Here is a 21,204-nt window from a genome sequence, read left to right as displayed (position 1 = left end):
CGAATGCTCCAGCATGAGCACTCTGGGGTTAAAGCGAGCCATCGGTACTCGTTCTCCGTCCGATAACAGCCAGCCCGTCTAAAGCCCGAAACCCTTGTTCTGTAACGCACCACGATTGCTGAGCGGCAAGATTTTCAGGCTGCACCAGTGACTCGAGGGTACAGCCTGACCATTTGGCGTTCTTCCAGGTTATAAAATGGAAATAGGGGAAGTCTCGAGCGCCATCGCGGTTGTTGGTCAGCCGCCCATCGTTCCAGACCCAGCAATCGGGAAAATCGAAGCTACCGCTAAGCCATGGAACCCGAGCGTGCGGAGTACTGAACGCCTCGTTGAACTCGCTGCATCGACGCCACGGATTGAAGTGATCAGCCACCCGCCGAAGCGCCTCGGGCCAGTTTTTTCGTCGAATGAACAATCGGCTGAATGCCGCTTCGTCGAACGCATGGTGCCTGGGGTCTTCGAAACAAGCCTGCCAGCCAGGAACGCACATGAACGCCTGGCGCATACGCTCGTTATTACGCAGCAAACACAGATGTCCTGAAACGCGACGCGCGTGGGTGGACAGCAGATCGTATCGGGCGAGCCGATCCTCGGAAAAATAGCCGCGCAGGTCGCCGTATATGAGATCGATATCGCTGAACCCCCAGAAGTCGAAGCCATCCAGATACTCGGCGTGGATATGCCCTAGCGCAGGCTTGATATCGCAGAGCTTGTAAGGATTGGTCGGCTTGAAGCATATGCCCAGACGCTCGCTGACCAATTGACAGTAGTCAGCAAACGAAATCGGTACGATCCGTACGTTATCCGGAAGGTCGTCTGGCGTTCCGCAATCGCTGAAAAAGAGCCAGTCTATATCGGCGTTCCGCTTGCAGGTCTGCAGGAAAAACGGCATCCAGAACGGCCATCGGCCGAAATAGGGAATCAGCAAGCGAATACGTGATTGATTCACTTCAGCCTCCAGTACAGACGCAGCCGATCCCACAGGCCCATCGGCGGGCGGTCCCGTAACGGCTTATCCAACGCCAGGACGATACGCTGCCCGACACGCGAGAAGCTGTACTCCCGCTCCGCCAAGGCCCGACCCGCAGAAGCGATGCGCGCCGCCAGGTCGGGATCCGAACGCAACATCGCCAGCTTGCTTCGCAGCTCATCGACACTGCGGTAAAGCACCAGGTTCTCCATATCGACGAAACCCAGCGCCTTGTTTTCCGCTTCGCCCTGATCCCACGCCAGCAATACACAACCACAGGCCATAGCCTCGAAGTTCTTGATCATGTATTCGCCCATGCCGACGTCGGCACTGACGAAGAAGCGAATGCGATTGAGGGTATTGCAATAGTCTTCACCAGAATTGGTGCGCGTAACGACCAGATCCTCAACTTTTGCCAGCTCATCGAGCAACGCCTTGCGCTCGCTATAGGCGCCGCTTTTGGTGCTGCCAACGAAGGCCAGTTCGATATCTCGCTCCCGCCCCAGATCGCGCAGCAATGCCTGGTCGTACCCCTTGGGCACGAAGACTGTATCGAAGCCTTCCTGGCGAAGCCGCTCGCTGACCATGTAACCGGAGCTGATCACACGCACCCACGGCAAACGCCGATAATGTGCGCTGAACTTTCCCGTGTACTTGCAGGCGATATAGTTTTGATAAGCGTCGTGCTCAAGTATCACCAGATTTGGCACGCTGCGAATAAACCCAACCTGCCGAATCTCCTGCTTGAAGCGTAAGAACAATACAATGCGGTCATACTGCTGCGGGTTTACGCTCTCGGAGAAGTGGCGCTTCAAATTGGCCTGCTCGTCACGACTCAGCCACCGCGTATCACACTCGCAATTATACGCAATACTTTCATACAAGCGGTCAAGCATGACGCGCTGCTCTTTTTGCACAAGTAGCAGAACTTTCAACATTGGACGATATTCCCTAAATCAGCCAAGCATACCGCCCTGCCGATACCGTAGTTTGTCGAACTGCGAGCGCAGGCGCGCCATCGGCAGCATGAAACGATTTTCCCGACGCCCCATGGAATGTTTGGATGAGAAAGATTCTTCGACCAACTCCCCATTCAATCTAACCCGGGATGCCCGCACATCAAGTGTGCGTACCAAAGCGCCGGACTCCGCCAGGGAGAAGCGCAGCAACCGCTCAGCATGCAGACCTCGCTGCTCCTGCAGACAGAAAGGGATCATAAGTTCTGCACGACGACCGTAAGCGCCATATACGTCCCGACCACAAACAGCAAAACGATCATTCAGACCATTCCACCATTGCCAATGAGGGATGAAGACCGCGCGGCTATCCGCTGCACAGGCGTTAAGCACGAACCTGGGCAAGGTGTCGTGATAGAGCAGGTCGGGACGTACGAAAAGCACGACGTCAGACTCAAATCCATCGACCAGCGCAGTTACCGCATGCAGAGAGTTCAATTGATGTATCAGATTGGAAACGGACTTGAAGTCGTCCCGCCATACATCGCCGTGCTTCTTGATCTCGTCGAAATCCCAGCATTTCAGACAGGCGCCAGCCGCCTCAAGACGCCCTTCCATACGAGCAAAAGGCAGATAATTGGACTCACCGATGAAGCCATTCTCTCCAGACCTCGGATTATTGACCGACTGGGGCTCGTAAAGGTGATAGTACGACCGCACCTGTGCATTACCGGGCAGGCGCTGATAGATGTTCTGCTCAATAGACGGGAAGCAGATAGAACTGTTGCGAGGAATACCAAAAAATGCGACTGCTATTCTCATGAATTATTCAACGTAAAAATGAACATGCCGCACTGAATCATCCGTGAAAAACGCTTTCGACAGAATTGTATTGAAATCACGCTGCGCACGCGCATCGGAAAAACGTTCGGTGAGATGCTCAAGGGTCGAGGCTGCCGATTGAGCCGAACCGGGATCCAGTTGTGCAGCTTTCACCAACTCGGTGGCTAAAGCAGCGCTGTCTCCCAACGGAAACAGCTTTCCGACGCCCTCGACCACTTCACGCCCACCACCGCAATCGGTGCAGACCACCGGCACCTTCGCCGCGATGGCTTCTAGCAACACCATGCCGAATGGCTCGTGGTCTGAGGTCAATACAAAGAGATCAAACGCTTTGAAGTAGCGCCTGCCGTGCCGCACATGCCCGAGAAACCGCACCTGATCGGCGATCCCCAGACTCTCGGCCAGTTGGCGAAGCGGCGCTTCCAGCTGACCGCTACCCATTATCGCAAGCAGGCTACCGACGGGCAGTCGTGGCAGTGCCTGAGCGAATCCTCGGATCAAGGTGGCCTGATCCTTATCTGGGTGCAAGCGACCGGCATTGCCAACCACCCAGGCATCCAGCGGCAGTTGCAGCGCTGTGCGGGCGCCGAGGCGAGAAATCTGCTCGGTCTGCACGGCGGCGACGTCGATGCGATTGTAAAGAGTTTCAACGCGCGTGCTTTCCCAGCCGGGGAGGTCGGCACGCATCTCGTCACGCACCGCATTGGAAACGCCGAGTAGCAACAAGCGCGCACGAAAATGATTGACGAACCAGCGCCGCATGGGCCGGTTATAAACGCCGAAGGCGTGGTGCACGCCGATCACCGGCAGTCTGGTCGCTAGCAGCGCGATGTAGATGGGCTTGAAGCGATGGGCGATGCACAATCGGAAATTGCGACCCGCAACTATCTTACGCAATTTGCGTATGGCACCGAGCTTGAGGCCCCGCACATGCCGGCTATCATAGCCAAGAAACACGACGTCATCGGAAGCCGAGCCTTGCACTACCTCTTCACTCGGCGCCCCCGTCAAATAAACCGTGCAGACCTTGTATTGCGTGCCGGCAAAAAGCACCGCGTACTGTCGTGCGCAATCGAGAAAAGGGCCGTCATAGCCATGACAGAGCTGCAGCACCCACCGCTCAGCTGGGCTCATGCCGGCTCATCCCATCCTTCACCACCAACACATCCTCCATGATCAGATACTGCAGATCCGACCCAAAGAACATATTCAGCGCATCGGTCGGCGAGCAGATCATCGGTTCGCCGCGGCGATTGAGAGATGTATTCAAAGACACGCCGTTGCCGGTGAGCTTTTCCAGCTCGAGCATCAGGTCGTACCAGCGCGGATTGTATTCGCGCTTGAGCACTTGGGCGCGAGAGGTGCCGTCCTCGTGGACGACTTCGCCGACGCGCTCTTTCCAGCCTTCGTTGACTTCGAAGGTAAAGGTCATGAACGGGCTCGGGTGGTCGACCTTGAGCATCTGCGGCGCGACTGTGTCGAGCATCGACGGGCAGAACGGCCGCCAGCGTTCGCGAAACTTGATTTGCTCGTTGATCCGGTCGGCCACGCCCGGCACGCTGGGACAGCCGATTATGGAGCGACCGCCGAGGGCGCGCGGGCCAAATTCCATGCGGCCCTGAAACCAGGCGACCGGATTGCCGTCGACCATGATCTTGGCAATGCGCTCGGGCACGTTGTCGATCTTCTGCCACGCGGGCTTGTTAGGGTGGCGCGCGCAGGCCGCGATGACGTCCTCGTTGCTGAAGCTCGGACCGAGATAGACGTGCTCCATCTTTTCCACCGGCACGCCGCGCTGATGGGAGATGTAGGCAGCAGCACCGACCGCAGTACCAGCGTCGCCTGAGGCGGGCTGGACGAACAGTTCCTTGACCTCTTCGCGGGCAATGATCTTCTGGTTGAGCTTGACGTTCAGTGCGCAGCCGCCGGCGAAAGCGATCTTGCCGGTTTCGCGGATGATGTCGCCCAAGTAGTAGTCCATCATCTCCAACGCCAGCTTCTCGAACAGCGCCTGCATACTGGCGGCGTAGTGGATGTATGGATCGTCGGCGATGTCGCCTTCGCGCTTGGGACCGAGCCAGTCGATCAGCTTGGGCGAGAAGTAGTAGCCCTTGCCGTTTTCCTTGTAGCGCCGGAAACCGATAACGTTGGCGTAATCGGTATTGATGATCAGCTCGCCGTTCTCGAATTTCGCCAGGCGAGAGAAATCGTACTTGGCCGCGTCGCCGTAGGGCGCCATGCCCATGACTTTGAATTCGCCATCGAGCATCTCGAAGCCGAGGTACTCGGTGATCGCTCCGTACAGGCCGCCCAGCGAATCCGGATCGTAGAATTCCTTGATCTTGTGGATCCTGCCGTTCTCGCCCCAGCCGAAGAACGTCGTGGCGTACTCACCCTTGCCGTCGATGCCCATGATCGCGGTCTTCTCGGTGAAGCCGGAGCAGTGGTAGGCACTGGAGGCGTGGGCCAGGTGGTGCTCGACCGGCTGCAGCTTGACCTTTTTCAGATCGAAGCCAAGCTGCTGCAGGCACCACTGGATGCGCTTCTTGTAGCGATAATAGCGACGGTTGCCCATGAGAATGGCGTCGAGCGCGCGGTCCGGGGCGTACCAGTAGCGCTTGGCATAGTGCCAGCGGGCTTTCTCGAAAATGCTGATGGGCGCAAAGGGAATCGCCACCACGTCGACGTCGCTCGGCTTGATGCCGGCCTGCTCCATGCAGAACTTGGCGGACTCGTAGGGCATGCGGTTCTTCGCGTGCTTGTCGCGCACGAAGCGCTCCTCCTCGGCAGCAGCGATGAGCTTGCCGTCGATGTAGAGGGCAGCGGAAGGATCATGGCTGAGGGCGCCGGAAAGGCCGAGAATCGTCAATGCCACGGATGAAAGCCTCTTGAAAAGCGAGCTGAACGCCTGAAGCCGGAGGCTTGAAGCAACAGCGGATGTTTAGTTCAGCTCCGCAGAGCGTGTTCTTCCAGCTTCAAGCATCGGGCTCCAAGCTGTCCTTCGGTATTCGTTCGGCCAGTAGCCGATGCAGCGCAGAATCTGACGGCCAGTTGCGCAGAAAACGTGCGCGATCACGCGTATAGGCGCGACTGAAGCCCGCCTCGCTGCGGTGCTGCTGCGCAGCATCCAGATCGATCAGCGTCCAGCGCCCCTGATTCCAGAGCAGGTTGGTGCCCTTAAGATCACCGTGGCTGATGCGCTCGCGACGTAGCGCGGCGAACAACTGATCAAGCGCCAGCAACTCGATTTCGGGCGGCGAACCGGCGAGGTATGGCTGAAAACGCGCAATTATATCCTCGCCGCCGCTGTATTCGGTAATCAGATAGCTGCGTTGGCGCAGGCCCAGCCAACGGCGCTCCAGCATGGCCAGCGGTCGTGGCGTGGCGATGCCAAGAAAATCCAGGCGATTTCCCTCGACCCAGCTGTGCCAGGCACGACTGGGCCGCCAGCAGCGACGCAGCCAGTGGCCCAGGCCCTTTATGTTGTAGCGCTTGATGACCAGCGGCCGGCCGGCTGTCTCGATCAGCGCCACGCTGGCACTGCCGCCCCGCTTCATTGCACGTCCCGACTCGAGCGCCATATCCGGCGCGTCCAGCAGACTCTCCAGTACAGTCGCCTCGCTGCGACGAACGATGCGTAGCTCACTCAGGCTGCGCCTTGCGCTGAACAGCGAGCAGTCGCGGCCAAGCTTGCCGAGATAGTCGCGCAGTCGCCAGCGACGTACGCCTGCGATCTCCCGCAGCAGAGCCTCCAACGGCAGGGCATGCTCGCCGTTGACCAAGATGTAGTGCACCAGCAGTTCTTCGATGTACGGCTCCAGACCAGCCGGCAGCTGCGCGAAGAACACGCCGAGGTTAGCCAGTACCTTATCGCGTGCCAGCGGCTGGCCCGGAGTCTGCGCCTGAATGCCGCCGCCATCGATGATGAAGAGATGGCCATCATGTCGCAGCAGATTGTCTAGGTGGAGATCATCCTGCCACAGGCCGCGCGCGTGTAGTTGCGCGATGGCGCCCAGTGCTTCCCCCAGCACCATCTGCTGGAGATCGGACAACGGCGGTTCGTGCTCCACTGCCCGCCAGGCCTGCTCCAGACTTTCGGCGCCGACCAGGAAGTCGAAGAGCAGCCAGCCACCCTGCCCGGCCTCGAAGCCCTCAGCGAGCAACGCCGGAGTGATCATGCCCTGCTCGGCCAATAAGCGAGCACCTTGGCGCTCGCGCTGAAAATGGCGCTCGGCCTTAGCGCCGACCAGCAGCTTGGCCAGCACAGTACGCCCCTGCCATTCGGCCCGACCTACATATCGCTGCCCCGGCAGTACACGCAGCCACTGCAGCATGCGCAGTTCGCCGGCCGGCAGCAGGAGTGTCAGAGGTAATGTTGGCGAGCGGCCGCCACGGGTGAGATCCGTCAGTACCATATGCTTGCCATCCTGCACTGCTGGCGGCCGGCTATCATCTCCAGCCTGGGGTCGTTAGTCGCATCACTCCGACACCGCTGGATATTGCGAAATTCGCAAGCAACGGTCAGCTCGCCGAACGGATGGCGCAGGCTGTGGGTCAGGTAGTTGCTCTGTCGCTTCAGGTAATAGGCCGTATCGCCCAACTCCAGGCGAAACACGCTACTCCAGCCGCCGCGACCGGTATTGGGCATATCGACCGATTCGAGCTGCACGGCCCAGAGTGCATCGAAGCTGGCCAGGCCGTGCGCCTTGAGCAGGGGCCGATCAGCGACAGAAAAAAACTCGTTCATTCGCGCCCCTCGAAATACTCCAGCACCTGCGCGATCAGCGCTCGATCAGTCGGTATCAGCCGCCCACGCCGCTGGTACTGCAGGTAGAAGCGCAGGCGCTGGGTGCGACTCAAATGGTACTTGGCCACTTTGTCCAGGCAGGCCAGATCCTTGATGATGCGCCGCCGCAGGAAAGGCCCCCACCAGAAGTTGCCCGAGGGGCAGTCGATCAGGAACAGCTCGCCGTCCTCATTGATCAGCAGGTTGCGCCATTTCAGGTCGTTGTGGGCGAAATGATGGTCATGCAGGGTGCGGGTGGCGTGCGCCAGTTGGCGACTGATACGCGCGACCCAGTGGGGATCGCCAAGACGGGGGTCGTTGTTCGTCGCCATTGCCGCCATGTCGACGGTATTGGGCACCTCCAGCGTGATCAGCGCCCCGCGCAGGAATACGCCGCCGCGACGCTCCATGCCCCACGCCACCACCGGCGCGACAGGAATACCCCAGCGCGCAAAGTGCCGCAGGTTCTGCCATTCGGCCTTGACCCGCGGCCGCCCGAGAAAGCGCCGCAGCCCTTTGCCGGCAGCCCAATAACGTTTGACGTAATAGCGCAAACCGCCGCATTCGACGCGAATCACTTCGGATAACGGATCGCGGGCAATCGCCTCGCCGGTCAGCGCGAACACCGTCGGCAGATCGGCGAACGCCGAGGCTGCCTCGACGGGCATGCCGGTCGCGAGCTGCCAGCCACTCACGCCTGTGCGCCCGGTGCGTACCTGCGCGCATAGCGACTGGATAGCCGCTCGGCCTTGCGCTGCAGCCAGGCGAGCAGACGCGCCTCGTCGTGCAGGATGTCGCGCAAGGGCCGCTGAAAATAGCCGCGCAGAAAGCGCAGCCTATCGCCGCGCGTCAGGCCAATGCCCAGCGCCGAGAAGTACAGCCCGGCCAGATCCTTGTCGCGCCAGCGGCGCGGTGTCTGCGCTCGGGTCTGGGCACGGTGCAAGTCGATCAGCGACAGGCGGAAATCACTTGCTATCACCGGTTTGTCGGTATGCAGCAGAAAGTGGCAGATGTAGAAATCGCGATGATTGACGCCGGCGCGATGCATGGTGCCGGCCATGCGGGCGACTTCGGCGATAAGGGCGCGCTTGAGCGACGGTGCCGGTGGCTGTTCCAGCCAGTTGGCCGTGAAGTCCTCGAGGCTGACGGTCGGGGCCAGTTCTTCGGTGATGATGAACGAATGCTGGCTGGCCGGATTGGCTCCGCGCTCGCCGTAAGCCACCGCGGTCATGGTCGGCACACCCACTTCGTGCAACCGCTGGATCGCTCGCCATTCCTGGCCAGCACCGAGAACGGGCGCCTTGGCGGTAAGCAGGTTCTTGGCGATCTCGCCCCAACCGATACCGCGATGAATCTTGACGAAGTAGCCCTGCCCTTCGACTTCTGTACGCAGCGTGCGTCGCCCCTCCAGCTCGCGGTACACCTGCCCGTCGAGACGCTCGACTTCGACGAACGGGTCCGCGCCGTGCCAGAGGCTTTTGAACGGCTCCAATAGCATCAGGCGCATGGAGCCACCGCCAATCGGCAGGGCGCTGACCGAGCTGCAGCGCTCATGCGCTTGCCCCGAGAATCACGTCTGCCGCCTTCTGCGGCATCGAATAGAGGTCCGCCGTGTCGGCGAACGTCAGCGCATTGCGACTCCAGACCGCGCGTTGCTGATCATCGGCCAGCATCTGCGCCAGCATCTGGTCGAGCACCTGCTGCTCGAAGGGGCTGGGCACCACGCGACCGCAGTCGGCGTCGGTAATGTAGTGCGCATAGCCACATACATCGGTGACCAGCACCGGCAGCCCGGCGACCAGCGCTTCCAGCAGCACGGTACCGGTGTTCTCGTTGTAGGCTGGATGGATCAGCAGATCGGCGCCGAGCAGGAACCGCGGTATATCGCTGCGCCCCTTGAGAAATTCGACCATGCCGGAAACGCCCAGCGTCTTGGCCTGCAGCTTGAACGGCTTGGGATCGTCCTGGCCGATCACCAGCAGCCGGGTGCGCTGACTCAGTTCGCGCGGCAATGCGGCGAGCGCCTTGAGGCTGCGGTCCAGACCCTTGGTCTTGAAACCGGAACCGATCTGCACCAGCAGCAGCTCCTCGGGCCGCACCTCGAATTCCTCGCGAAACTCGGTACGGATCTGCGCGGCATTGGCCGGCGCGCGGCGATCCTGGGCGATGCCCGGCGGCAAGAGGTGAAAGCGTTCGGCGGGCGTGCCGTAGTATTTGACGAACAGCGACTGCTGCACCTCGGAGATCATCAGGATTTCGGTCTTTGCCTCGGGCGCAAACACCGCGCGCTCGTACTCGGCGAAGTGCTTGTAGCGACCCCAGCGGCGGTAGATCGGATTGCGCAACGTCTGCGCCTTGTCCTCGAAGCAGGGGTCGGCGGCGTAATACACGTCGAGTCCCGGCATCTTGTTAAAGCCGATCACCCGGTCCACCGGCCGCCGCGCCAGATCGGCCTCGACCCAGGCAGTGAAACGCTCGTTGCGGGTGTGGTTGAACAGCGCCTTGACCGGCGCGATCAGGACCTCGAAGCCCTCGGGCACATCACCTTCCCAGATCATCGCGTAGACGCGGATCGCATGGCCGCGACGCTGGCATTCGAGGGCAATGCGCATGAAGTCGCGCTGCAGCCCGCCGAAGGGAAAATACTTGTAGAGAATGAAGGCCAGTTGCATCAGACGGACTCCGGGGCCCGCAGCAGGGCTTTCAGTTCGGTGACGACGCGCTCAGGGCGCAGATCGTCGAAACAGGGCTTGTGGCGGTCACCGCGACCGGCGTTCGGCCCGCCGGCGCACAGGTGCACCTGCGAGCGTCCATAGGCGCCGACCCGCCCGGGCAGGGTCGGACCATAAAGCGAAATGCTCGGCACATCCAGCGCCGCAGCCAGATGGCCGAGGCCGGTATCCACTGCGACGCAAGCCCGCGCACCAGCGATGACCCGTGCAACGCCGGCCAGATTCAGCTTGGGCAGCACCGCTGCGTTGGCCACGCCGCTGACGATACGCTCGGCGCGCGCCTTCTCTTCGGCATTGCCCCATGGCAGGCGGATCGCCCAGCCGAAATCGCTCATGCGTTCGGCCAGTTCGCGCCAGTAGGTTTCCGGCCAGTGCTTGCTCGGCCAAGTGGTGCCGTGCAGAAACAGCAGATACGGCTGATCGCTGGGCGCGGCCATCTGCTCGCGATTCAGGCCGTAGTCGGCAACATCCTGCGGCAGCGGGTAACCGAGCGCCTGAGCGAACAGCTGACGCACCCGCTCCAGCGCATGCTGCTCACGCGGCACGGCATAGCACCGATCATAGAAGCGTGTCGCCAGCGGCTCGCGGGCCGAATCGTGGTCCAACCCGGCGACCGGCGCCTTGACGTAGCGAGTCAGCCAGGCGCTCTTGAGCAAGCCCTGGGCGTCGATCACCAGGTCATAACGACTTTCGCGCAGGCGCGCCTTGAAGCGTCGCCACTCGCCGCTGCGCAGGGTATTGATCGGATGTTTGCGCCAGCGACGAATCGCCACCGGAATCACCTGCGCCACCGCTGGATGCCAGGCCGGGATTTCGGCGAAGCCCTCCTCCACGACCCAGTCGAACTGGATGCCAGGCAGCGCCCGCTGCGCATCGGTCAGCGCCGGCAGGGTATGCACGACATCGCCCAACGACGAGGTCTTGACCAGCAGGACCTTCAATCAGCGCACCTCGACCGACTGCGGGGCCAGACGATCCAGCGCCTCGATCACCGCGCGCGGCTTCAGCTCGCGCATGCAGTTGTTGTGGCCGAAGCGGCAGGTGCGTTCAAAACAGGGGCTGCAGTCGAGACCCAGCCGCACCACCTCGACCTGCTCGGAAAGCGGCGGGGTGAAGGCCGGTGACGTCGAGCCATAGACTGCAGCCAGAGGCCGGCCCAGCGCGGCGGAGACGTGCATCAGCCCGGAGTCGTTGGACACCACTGCGTCAGCGCAGGAGAGCAGATCGATGGCCTCGGCCAGGCTGGTCTCGCCGGCCAGGTTCACCGCCTCTTCGCGCAACCCAGGAATCAATCGCGCGAGGATTTCCTCGCCCACCGGGTGGTCGTTTTTCGAGCCGAACAGCCAGACCTGCCAGCCCTCGCGAATCTTCAGCTCGGCGACCTTGGCGAAGTGCTCGGCCGGCCAGCGCTTGGACTCGCCGAACTCGGCGCCCGGACACAGCGCCAATACCGGACGATCCAGGCTCAGGCCGAAACGTGCCAATGCCACATCGCGAGTCACGGGGTCGATACGCAGCGAAGGGTTCGGATACGGTCTGGGCAACTCGGCGCCCGGCTCGAACGCCAGCGCCATGAAGCGTTCGATCATCAGCGGATAGCGTTGTTTGTCGAGCTTGCGCATGTCGTTGAGCAGGCCGAAGCGCATTTCGCCGCGCCAGCCGGTGCGCTTGGGAATACCGGCGAAGAACGGCACCAGCGCCGACTTCAACGAATTGGGCAAGAGGATCGCCTGCTCATACTGACCACGCAGGCTCTGCGCCACCTTGCGCCGGGTCGCCATGTCGAGCACGCCGTGCCCGACCGGAAAGCTCAGCGCCTGGCGTACCTCGGGCATGCGCTCGAGAATCGGCCGGCTCCACTCGGGCGCCAGCACGTCGATCTGGCAGTCGGGATGGCGCTGTTTCAGGCAGACGAACAACGTCTGCGCCATCACCATGTCGCCAACCCAGCTGGGTCCCACAATCAGAATATTCATAAGGGCAGCTTCAAGCCACGAGCCTCAAGCTGCAAGCGGCAAACCATCGGCCGCGTGCAGCTTGGCGCCTGCGCTTACTTGACCAGTGTCCGCCATTCGGCATGAGCAGCGGTCTTGCCGGAGACCAGATCGAAGTAGGCCTTCTGCAACTTTTCGGTCACTGGGCCACGACGACCGATGCCGATGGCGCGGCCATCGACTTCGCGAATCGGCGTCACCTCTGCGGCAGTTCCGGTGAAGAAGGCTTCGTCGGCGATATAGACCTCGTCGCGGGTGATGCGCTTCTCGACCACCTTCAGGCCGTGCTCGGCGGCCAGGGTCAGCACGGTGCCACGAGTGATGCCATTCAGGCAGGCGGTCACTTCCGGGGTGTAGATCACGCCATCCTTGATGATGAAGATGTTCTCGCCCGAACCTTCGGCCACGTAGCCTTCAGGATCCAGCATCAACGCTTCGTCAGCGCCACCGGAAATCGCTTCCTGCAGGGCCAGCATCGAGTTGATGTAGGCACCGTTGGACTTGGCGCGGGTCATGGTGATGTTGACGTGGTGACGGGTGAAGGAGCTGGTGCGCACCTTGATGCCCAGTTCCAGCGCCTCGTCGCCCATGTAGGCGCCCCAGTGCCAGGCGGCGACGATCACGTGCACTTTCAGGCCGCTGGCGCGCAGGCCCATGCCTTCGCTTCCGTAGAACACCATCGGGCGGATGTAGGCGCTTTCCAGGTTGTTCTCGCGCACTGCGGCGCGGGTCGCTTCGTTGATCTCTTCCTTCGAGTACGGCATCGGCATGTTCATGATGTGTGCCGAATCGAACAGGCGGTCGGTGTGCGCCTGCAGGCGGAAGATCGCCGTGCCGTCCGGGGTGTTGTAGGCGCGTACGCCTTCGAATACGCCCATGCCGTAGTGCAGGGTATGGGTCAGCACATGGGTGGTCGCATCACGCCACTGCACCAGTTCGCCGTCATACCAGATGACGCCATCACGATCGGCCATCGACATCGTTGCCAGCTCCTCAGAATTCGATATTGCTCGGTAGCCCGACGCGGGCTCAGCTGAGCCCCAGCTCGCGCCAGATCCGCATGACTGCGCGGCGCTCGTCGTGGAATTGATCCCCACTCACCACTCCGGGCTGCTTCTGCAGTGATTGCCGGTGCGCTGCGGCGCGGTAGGCCTTGTAGGCATCCTGCAGCAGCCGAACCTCATCGCCGGTCATCAACCCGGCCTGCTCCAACCCATCGAGAATGCGGATGTTATCGGTATAGCGCAGCAGTTCGGGATGCTGGTGCGACCACGCCAAAGCCGCGTATTGCACCATAAATTCGATATCCACGATACCACCGGCGTCCTGCTTGAGATTGAACTCGGCGGCACCGTCGAAGGCTTGCTCGGCGGTCCCCGCATGCGTCGCGCGGGTCCCGAGGTTGTCACGCATCTTCGCGCGCATGTCGCTGACTTCGCGCCGCAGCGCCTCCAGATCGCGTTCGCGACCGAGCACACCGGCACGCACCCGTTCGAAGTCGGCGGTCAGCTGCGGGCAGCCGACCAGCACCCGCGCACGCACCAGCGCCTGGTGCTCCCAGGTCCAGGCTTCCTGACCCTGGTAGCGCTCGAAGGCGCCGAGGGAGCTGACCAGCAGCCCGGAAGCGCCGGACGGACGCAGGCGCATGTCCACCTCGTACAGCTGGCCGGAGGTGGTCTGGGTGGTCAGCAGATGAATGATGCGCTGACCGAGACGGGTAAAGAACTGCGCGGTGTCGATGGGCTTGGCGCCATTGGTCTCGGCGGCAGGGTCGCCGTCATGGATGAACACCAGGTCCAGGTCGGAACCGTGACCGAGCTCGATCCCGCCGACCTTGCCGTAACCGACGATGACGAAGGCTGGATCGCACAGGGTGCCGTCGCTGCGCTGCGGCTGGCCATGACGTGCAACAGTGTGGCGCCAGGCCAGGGTCAGCACTTCCTGCAGAATGGCCTCCGCCAGCCAGGTCAGGTAGTCGCTGACCTTCATCAACGGCAGCGTCCCGGCGATCTCCGAGGCTGCGACGCGCAGGCGATGCGCCAGCTTGAAATGACGCAGCGCCTCCATCTGCTGCTCGAGGTCATCCTCGGGAATACGCATCAGCCGCTCACGCAACTCGGCAGCCAGCTCCGGCGCCAGCGGTGGGCTGTACAGCCGCCCAGCATTGAGCAATTCGTCGAGCAGCAACGGGAACCGCGCGATCTGCTCGGCGACCCACGGGCTGGCCGCGCAGAGTTCGAGCAAGCGCTGCAGCGCGCCGGGATTTTCGGTCAGCAATACGAGATAGGCCGAACGCCGAGCCACCGCCTCGACCAATGGCAGCACGCGCTCGAGCACCAGATCCGGGTCGTCCTGCTCGACAGCCTGCGCCAGCAAACGAGGAATGAAGGCATCCAGACGCTCGCGGCCGAGACGCTGCATAGTCCTGACCTGACTGGCATTACGCAGTGCGGCGAGGCGCTGACAGGCAACCTGACCATCACGGAACCCGGCTTCGGACAGCTGTCGACAGGCGAACTCCTCGTCCCAGTCCTGCTCCCACAGCGGCAGCCACTCGCCGCCGACCAGCGCCTCGCCTTCGGCATTCTCGTCCTCGTCCGGGTCGGCGATGACCTGGTGAAAATGCCAGTCGATACGCCCACGCCAGTGCAACAGCTGCTCGTGGAAGGCTTGCCAGCTGTCGAAACCGAGCATGAAGGCGACCCGCGCGCAGTCGACTTCAGTCTCCGGCAGCATCTGCGTCTGGCGATCGGCGATGGCCTGCAGCGCATGCTCGGTATAGCGCAGAAACTCATAGCCTTCGCGCAGCTCCTTCACCGCCGCACCCGGCAGATAGCCCTGACCTTCCAGGGTAGCCAGCACCTTGAGCAACGGCCGCTGCTGCAGGCTGAGATCGCGCCCGCCGTGAATCAGCTGAAACGCCTGGGCGATGAACTCCACCTCGCGGATGCCACCGGCACCCAGCTTGATATTCGAAGCCATGCCCTTGCGCCGCACTTCCTGCTGGATCAGCTGCTTCATGGTGCGCAGCGCTTCGATGGCGGAGAAATCAAGGTAGCGCCGATAGACGAACGGCCGCAGCATTTCCAGCAGCTCTTTGCCGGCCTGCTGGTCGCCACCGATGACACGCGCCTTGATCATCGCGTAGCGCTCCCAGTCACGCCCCTGGTCCTGGTAGTACTGTTCCAGCGCGTTGAAGCTGTAGACCAGCGGACCGGACGAACCGTACGGGCGCAGGCGCATATCGACGCGGAAGACGAAGCCATCGACGGTGATGGCGTCCAGCGACTTGATCAGCCGCTGACCGAGCCGGACGAAGAACTCCTGATTGTCCAGCGAGCGCTTGGCACCCACGGTTTCGCCACCTTCGGGGTATCCGAAGATCAGGTCGATGTCCGAGGACAGATTCAGCTCATGGGCGCCCAGCTTGCCCATGCCAAGGATGACCATGTGTTGCGGGTTGCCGCTGCGACGCCCGGTGGGTACGCCGAACTGCTCGCAATGGCGTGTGTACAGCCAGTGATACGCCAGATCGACCGAAGCGTCGGCGAGATCGGAAAGGTCGCGACAGGTTTCGGCAAGGTCGGCCTGACGGGTCAGGTCGCGCCAGATGATCCGCACCTGCTGGCGGGTCCGGAAGCGGCGCAGGGTCAGCGCCAGGGCATCCTCGCTGTCGCACGCGGCGACCTGCTCGCTCAGTGCGTCACGCATCTCGACCGGCGCGAGCGATCTGTCCAGCCACCCCAGCTCGGCCAGCTGCAGCAGCATCTGCGGATCTCGACTAACCTGTTCGCTGACGAAGTCGCTCGCCGCACAGACCCGGCCGAACGCCTCGCGCTGATCCACCAGCCAGGCGCGGCAACGTGCCGCAATGGCATCCGACAGGCTGCCGGCAGCAGCGAGGAACGACTCTTCGGCACGACTGACAAAAGGCAGAAGCGAGGGCGGCAATGCAACCAGCGATGGCAGACTCATTGAGGTTTCCTTCACAGCAACACAGTGAAACCGCGCGATTCAGAGCCTCGCAGATGCCTTTCTCAGGAAAATGCCAGCGCCGCTGATCTGTAGTTTTACTACTAAAGAGTATTTCAGGGGGCTGATCCCGACGTCATTTTGTAGTAAAACTACAGACGCCCGGTCCTACCCCCGGCACTCGTCCAAGAACATTACACGCACCGGCCCACAAAGCCGGTCGCGAACAGGCAACCGATTCTGGAAGCCTTTCCGCCATGGAGCAAGCCATGCAAGATCTCGATCCCGTCGAAACCCAGGAATGGCTGGACGCCCTCGAGTCCGTCCTCGACCGCGAGGGTGAAGACCGCGCTCACTACCTGATGACCCGGATGGGTGAACTGGCCACACGTAGCGGCACCCCCCTGCCCTACGGCATCACCACGCCGTACCGCAATACCATCCCCGTCACCCGCGAAGCCAAGATGCCAGGCGACCTGTTCATGGAGCGCCGTATTCGCTCCCTGGTCCGCTGGAACGCACTGGCGATGGTAATGCGCGCCAACCTCAAGGATCCGGATCTGGGTGGGCACATCTCCACCTTCGCTTCCAGCGCGACCCTCTACGACATCGGTTTCAACTATTTCTTCCAGGCCCCAACGGAAGAGCACGGCGGCGACCTGATCTACTATCAGGGGCATGCCTCCCCTGGCATTTACGCCCGCGCCTTTCTCGAAGGCCGCCTGAGCGAAGACCAGATGCTCAACTTCCGCCAGGAAGTCGATGGCAAGGGCCTGTCGAGCTACCCGCACCCGCACCTGATGCCGGACTTCTGGCAGTTCCCGACCGTCTCCATGGGTCTCGGCCCGATCACTGCGATCTACCAGGCGCGCTTCATGAAGTACCTGGAGAACCGCGGATTCATTCCGAAAGGCAAGCAGCGCGTCTGGTGCTTCATCGGTGACGGCGAGTGCGACGAGCCGGAAACCCTCGGCGCCATTTCCCTGGCCGGCCGTGAGAATCTCGACAACCTGGTGTTCGTCATCAACTGCAACCTGCAGCGTCTGGACGGCCCGGTACGCGGCAACAGCAAGATCATCCAGGAGCTGGAAGGCGTATTCAAAGGCGCCAACTGGAACGTCAACAAGGTCGTCTGGGGCCGCCTGTGGGACCCACTGTTCGCCGCCGACGAAGACGGCCGCATGCAGCGCCGCATGGACGAAGCCATCGACGGCGAATACCAGAACTACAAGGCCAAAGACGGCGCCTATGTGCGCAAGCATTTCTTCGGTGCTGACCCTGAGCTGCTCAAGCGTGTCGAGAGCATGTCCGACGAGGAAGTCTGGAAGCTCAACCGCGGCGGCCACGATCCGTACAAGGTCTATGCGGCCTACCACCAGGCGGTCAACCACAAGGGCCAGCCGACAGTCATCCTGGCCAAGACCATCAAGGGTTACGGCACCGGTGCTGGTGAGGCGAAGAACATCGCCCACAACACCAAGAAAGTCGATATCGACAGCCTGAAGAAATTCCGCGATCGCTTCGACATTCCGGTCAACGATTCGCAGCTCGAAGAACTGCCGTTCTACCGCCCGGCCGAAGACAGCGCCGAGATGCGCTACCTGCGCAAGTGCCGCGAGAAACTCGGTGGTTCGCTGCCGCAGCGCCGGCCGAAGAGCTTCAGCATCCCGACGCCGCCGCTGGAAACCCTCAAGGCGGTGCTCGACGGTTCCGGTGATCGCGAGATTTCCACCACCATGGCCTTCGGCCGGATTCTCTCGCAGCTGGTGAAGGACAAGGATCTCGGCAAGCGCATCGTGCCGATCCTCGCCGACGAGGCCCGCACCTTCGGCATGGAAGGCATGTTCCGCCAGTTGGGTATCTACTCCCCGGTGGGGCAGCTGTACGAGCCGGTCGACCGCGACCAGGTGATGTATTACCGCGAAGAGAAGGATGGTCAAATCCTGCAGGAAGGCCTGAACGAAGCCGGCGCCTTCTCCTCGTTCATCGCGGCGGGTACCGCCTACAGCAACTACAACCAGCCGATGCTGCCGGTCTACATCTTCTATTCGATGTTCGGCTTCCAGCGCATCGGCGACCTGGCCTGGGCGGCCGGCGATGCCCAGACCCGTGGTTTCCTGCTCGGTGGCACCTCCGGGCGTACCACGCTGAACGGCGAAGGCCTGCAACACGAGGACGGCCATAGCCACATCCTCGCCAGCACCATCCCCAACTGCCGCAGCTATGACCCCACCTACGGCTACGAGCTGGCGGTGATCATGCATCACGGCATGCACGAGATGATGGAACTGCAGAAGAGCGTCTACTACTACATCACCGTGATGAACGAGAACTACCAGCAGCCGGCCATGCCGCAGGGTGTCGAGGACGGCATCATCAAGGGCATGTACCTGCTCGAGGAAGCCAAGGGCGACTTCAAGCACCGCGTACAGCTGCTGGGTTCCGGCACCATCCTGCGTGAAGTACGTGCTGCGGTGGATATCCTCGCCAAGATGGGCGTCGGCGCCGACGTCTGGAGCGTAACCAGCTTCAACGAGCTGCGTCGCGACGGCCTGGCGGTCGACCGCTGGAACCGTCTGCATCCGACCGAGGAGCCGCGCAAGAGCTATGTCGAGCAGTGTCTGGAAGGCCGCGAAGGCCCGGTAGTGGCCTCGACCGACTACATGAAGCTGTTCGCCGATCAGATTCGTCAGTGGGTTCCGTCGCGCGAATACCAGGTGCTCGGCACTGACGGCTTCGGCCGCAGCGACTCGCGCGCCAAGCTGCGTGACTTCTTCGAAGTCGACCGCCGCTGGGTTGCCGTCGCGGCACTGCAGGCACTCGCCGCTCGCGGCGCCATCGAACGCACCGTGGTGGCCAATGCCATCACCGAGTTCGGTATCGACCCCGAGAAGCGCAATCCGCTGGATTGCTGATGCTGCGTGCGCACAGGAGAACCTATTGTGAGTGAAACCATACGCGTACCCGACATCGGCAGCGGTGAGGGTGAAGTAATCGAGTTGTTCGTCAAGGTCGGCGACCGTATCGAAGCGGACCAGAGCATCCTGACGCTGGAGTCCGACAAGGCCAGCATGGAAATCCCGGCACCCAAGGCTGGCGTCGTGAAGGCTTTGAAGGTCAAGCTCGGCGACCGCCTGAAAGAAGGTGACGAGCTACTCGAGCTGGAAAGCGAAGAAGGAACTGACAGCGAAGCGCCAGCGCAAGCCGAAGCCGAGCCTGCCGCTGCCAGCACTGGCGGTCCGACTGATGAAGCCGAAGCACCTACTCCTCCGGGAGATGACAAGCCTTCGGCCTCCGCCGAGGAAGGCGAGTCGCAGGAAATCAAGGTTCCGGACATCGGCTCCTCCGGCAAGGCCAGCGTGATCGAGATTTCAGTGAAGGCCGGCGATACCATCGCCGCTGAGCAACCGCTGATCACTCTCGAGTCCGACAAGGCCAGCATGGAGATCCCCTCTCCAGCCGCTGGCGTAGTCGAGAGCATTTCGGTCAAGGTGGGCGATGAAGTCGGCACCGGCGATCTGATCCTGATCCTCAAGGGTACCGCCTCGAGCAAGCCGGGAGCGGCCAGTGCTCCGACCAGCCAGGCACAAAGCCCGGCCAAGGAGAAACTGACCGAGCAGGCCGCAGAAGCACCGGCCGAAACTGCAGGCGAGTCCGTGGAGGAGGTTCGTATTCCGGACATCGGTTCCAGCGGCAGCGCCAAGGTCATCGAAGTCATGATCAAGGCTGGCGACAGCGTCGAGGCGGACCAGTCGCTGATCACCTTGGAATCCGACAAGGCCAGCATGGAAATTCCGGCGCCCAAGGCGGGCGTGGTGGAGTCGCTGTCGATCAAGGTGGGTGACGATGCCAAGACCGGCGACCTGATCCTGACCCTCAAGGTCCAGGGCTCGGCGCCAGCGAAAAAGGCCGAGAGCAGGCCGCAGGAGGCCGTTTCCCAGCAGCAGGCCGTCGCACCGAACAAGCAGGGCGTACCGGAGGCGAAGGCCGCGGCGACGCCGGCTCCGGCCGTCAGCGGTCCGAGCAAGGCCGGCACCAAGGTTCACGCCGGGCCGGCGGTTCGCATGACCGCGCGCGAGTACGGCGTCGACCTGGCCGATGTTCCGGCCACCGGTCCCAAGGGCCGGATTCTCAAGGAAGATGTCCAGGCCTACGTCAAGAACATGCTGCACAAGGCCAAGCAGGCTCCGGCCGAAGGTGCCTCGGGTGGTGCCGGCATTCCGCCGATCCCGGCCGTGGACTTCAGCAAGTTCGGCGAAGTCGAAGAAGTCGCGATGTCGCGCCTGATGCAGATCGGCGCAGCCAACCTGCACCGCAGCTGGCTGAACGTACCGCACGTGACCCAGTTCGAATCGGCCGACATCACCGAACTGGAGGCTTTCCGCGTCTCCCAGAAGGCTGCCGCCGAGAAGGCCGGCGTCAAGCTCACCGTGCTGCCGTTGTTGCTCAAGGCGTGTGCGCACCTGCTCAAGGAGCTGCCGGACTTCAACAGCTCGCTGGCGCCAAGCGGCAAGGCACTGATCCGCAAGAAGTATGTGCACATCGGCTTCGCCGTGGATACGCCGGATGGCCTGATGGTCCCGGTGATCAAGAACGTGGATCAGAAGAGTTTGCTGCAGTTGGCTGGCGAAGCGGCCGAGCTGGCAGAGAAAGCGCGCAGCAAGAAGCTCTCGCCTGACGCCATGCAGGGTGCCTGCTTCACCATTTCCAGCCTTGGCCACATTGGCGGCACCGGCTTCACGCCGATCGTCAACGCGCCGGAAGTGGCGATTCTCGGGGTATCCAAGGCGACGATGCAGCCAGTCTGGGACGGCAAGGCATTCGAGCCGCGCCTGATGTTGCCGCTCTCGCTGTCCTACGATCACCGTGTAATCAACGGGGCTGCTGCCGCACGCTTCACCAAACGGCTGTCGGAGCTGCTGGCGGATATCCGCACCCTGCTGCTGTAACG

General features: G+C 62.1%; 15 protein-coding genes and 1 pseudogene. 2 read left to right on the top strand and 14 right to left on the bottom strand.

From position 1 onward, the window contains the following. Nucleotides 1–28: 28 nt before the first annotated feature. The 14 genes and pseudogenes from LW136_RS02235 to glnE form a co-directional block, all read right to left on the bottom strand. Entirely contained in the window at nucleotides 29–892 is an 864-nt protein-coding gene (locus LW136_RS02235) for a DUF6625 family protein (protein ID WP_234175229.1), read from the bottom strand. A gap of 53 nt (nucleotides 893–945) precedes the next feature. Next, nucleotides 946–1,905: a glycosyltransferase family protein gene (locus LW136_RS02230; RefSeq protein ID WP_234175228.1), complete on the bottom strand. Its 960-nt coding sequence runs from the start codon at nucleotides 1,903–1,905 to the stop codon at nucleotides 946–948. Between the two features lie 21 nt (nucleotides 1,906–1,926). Further along, complete coding sequence (locus tag LW136_RS02225; protein WP_003301624.1) at nucleotides 1,927–2,748, bottom strand: hypothetical protein; 822 nt, start codon at nucleotides 2,746–2,748, stop codon at nucleotides 1,927–1,929. Between the two features lie 3 nt (nucleotides 2,749–2,751). Beyond that, nucleotides 2,752–3,903 (bottom strand): glycosyltransferase, encoded by a 1,152-nt coding sequence (locus LW136_RS02220; RefSeq protein WP_234174556.1) that lies wholly within the window; start codon nucleotides 3,901–3,903, stop codon nucleotides 2,752–2,754. Then, nucleotides 3,890–5,644: a carbamoyltransferase family protein gene (locus LW136_RS02215; RefSeq protein ID WP_003301621.1), complete on the bottom strand. Its 1,755-nt coding sequence runs from the start codon at nucleotides 5,642–5,644 to the stop codon at nucleotides 3,890–3,892. Before LW136_RS02215 ends, LW136_RS02220 begins: the two co-directional genes overlap by 14 nt. A 100-nt stretch (nucleotides 5,645–5,744) precedes the next feature. Further along, the gene (locus LW136_RS02210; RefSeq protein ID WP_003301619.1) at nucleotides 5,745–7,184 is read right to left on the bottom strand and encodes a lipopolysaccharide kinase InaA family protein; all 1,440 of its coding nucleotides are present in this window, start codon (nucleotides 7,182–7,184) and stop codon (nucleotides 5,745–5,747) included. Between the two features lie 65 nt (nucleotides 7,185–7,249). Further along, nucleotides 7,250–7,516, bottom strand: a pseudogene (locus LW136_RS02205) (lipopolysaccharide kinase InaA family protein); the annotation flags it as partial. Continuing rightward, nucleotides 7,513–8,250 (bottom strand): lipopolysaccharide kinase InaA family protein, encoded by a 738-nt coding sequence (locus LW136_RS02200; RefSeq protein WP_003301617.1) that lies wholly within the window; start codon nucleotides 8,248–8,250, stop codon nucleotides 7,513–7,515. The gene LW136_RS02200 and the pseudogene LW136_RS02205, both read right to left, overlap by 4 nt. Further along, nucleotides 8,247–9,062, bottom strand: a complete 816-nt coding sequence (gene rfaP / locus LW136_RS02195; RefSeq protein WP_234174555.1) for a lipopolysaccharide core heptose(I) kinase RfaP — start codon at nucleotides 9,060–9,062, stop codon at nucleotides 8,247–8,249. The genes LW136_RS02200 and rfaP overlap by 4 nt, the downstream gene beginning before the upstream one ends. Nucleotides 9,063–9,105: 43 nt before the next feature. After that, a complete protein-coding gene (locus LW136_RS02190; protein WP_234174554.1) occupies nucleotides 9,106–10,227 on the bottom strand; it encodes a glycosyltransferase family 4 protein in 1,122 nt (373 codons plus the stop codon). Continuing rightward, a complete protein-coding gene (gene waaC, locus LW136_RS02185; protein WP_221103429.1) occupies nucleotides 10,227–11,228 on the bottom strand; it encodes a lipopolysaccharide heptosyltransferase I in 1,002 nt (333 codons plus the stop codon). Before waaC ends, LW136_RS02190 begins: the two co-directional genes overlap by 1 nt. Continuing rightward, nucleotides 11,229–12,263, bottom strand: coding sequence for a lipopolysaccharide heptosyltransferase II (gene waaF / locus LW136_RS02180; RefSeq protein WP_125875807.1), 1,035 nt, complete (start codon nucleotides 12,261–12,263; stop codon nucleotides 11,229–11,231). A gap of 74 nt (nucleotides 12,264–12,337) precedes the next feature. Continuing rightward, nucleotides 12,338–13,261 (bottom strand): branched-chain-amino-acid transaminase, encoded by a 924-nt coding sequence (gene ilvE, locus LW136_RS02175; protein WP_023445089.1) that lies wholly within the window; start codon nucleotides 13,259–13,261, stop codon nucleotides 12,338–12,340. Between the two features lie 49 nt (nucleotides 13,262–13,310). Next, entirely contained in the window at nucleotides 13,311–16,256 is a 2,946-nt protein-coding gene (gene glnE, locus LW136_RS02170) for a bifunctional [glutamate--ammonia ligase]-adenylyl-L-tyrosine phosphorylase/[glutamate--ammonia-ligase] adenylyltransferase (RefSeq protein ID WP_234174553.1), read from the bottom strand. Nucleotides 16,257–16,522: 266 nt separating this feature from the next. Between glnE and aceE the strand changes: the two genes are divergently transcribed. Both aceE and aceF read left to right on the top strand, forming a co-directional pair. Then, a complete protein-coding gene (gene aceE / locus LW136_RS02165) occupies nucleotides 16,523–19,168 on the top strand; it encodes a pyruvate dehydrogenase (acetyl-transferring), homodimeric type (protein ID WP_234174552.1) in 2,646 nt (881 codons plus the stop codon). Between the two features lie 27 nt (nucleotides 19,169–19,195). Then, entirely contained in the window at nucleotides 19,196–21,202 is a 2,007-nt protein-coding gene (gene aceF / locus LW136_RS02160) for a dihydrolipoyllysine-residue acetyltransferase (RefSeq protein WP_234174551.1), read from the top strand. The last annotated feature ends 2 nt before the right edge of the window (nucleotides 21,203–21,204 follow it).

The sequence above is a fragment of the Stutzerimonas kunmingensis genome, assembly GCF_021432085.1.
Lineage (GTDB): Bacteria > Pseudomonadota > Gammaproteobacteria > Pseudomonadales > Pseudomonadaceae > Stutzerimonas.
This window is presented reverse-complemented; position numbering and strand designations above follow the sequence as displayed.

What these genes read in the sequence shown, in the direction of transcription:
- rfaP (WP_234174555.1), bottom strand. Translation starts at nt 9,062, where the DNA reads ATGCGCCTGATGCTATTGGAGCCGTTCAAAAGCCTCTGGCACGGCGCG.
- waaF (WP_125875807.1), bottom strand. Translation starts at nt 12,263, where the DNA reads ATGAATATTCTGATTGTGGGACCCAGCTGGGTTGGCGACATGGTGATG.
- glnE (WP_234174553.1), bottom strand. Translation starts at nt 16,256, where the DNA reads ATGAGTCTGCCATCGCTGGTTGCATTGCCGCCCTCGCTTCTGCCTTTT.
- LW136_RS02220 (WP_234174556.1), bottom strand. Translation starts at nt 3,903, where the DNA reads ATGAGCCCAGCTGAGCGGTGGGTGCTGCAGCTCTGTCATGGCTATGAC.
- ilvE (WP_023445089.1), bottom strand. Translation starts at nt 13,261, where the DNA reads ATGTCGATGGCCGATCGTGATGGCGTCATCTGGTATGACGGCGAACTG.
- aceE (WP_234174552.1), top strand. Translation starts at nt 16,523, where the DNA reads ATGCAAGATCTCGATCCCGTCGAAACCCAGGAATGGCTGGACGCCCTC.
- LW136_RS02190 (WP_234174554.1), bottom strand. Translation starts at nt 10,227, where the DNA reads ATGCAACTGGCCTTCATTCTCTACAAGTATTTTCCCTTCGGCGGGCTG.
- LW136_RS02235 (WP_234175229.1), bottom strand. Translation starts at nt 892, where the DNA reads ATGCCGTTTTTCCTGCAGACCTGCAAGCGGAACGCCGATATAGACTGG.
- LW136_RS02210 (WP_003301619.1), bottom strand. Translation starts at nt 7,184, where the DNA reads ATGGTACTGACGGATCTCACCCGTGGCGGCCGCTCGCCAACATTACCT.
- LW136_RS02225 (WP_003301624.1), bottom strand. Translation starts at nt 2,748, where the DNA reads ATGAGAATAGCAGTCGCATTTTTTGGTATTCCTCGCAACAGTTCTATC.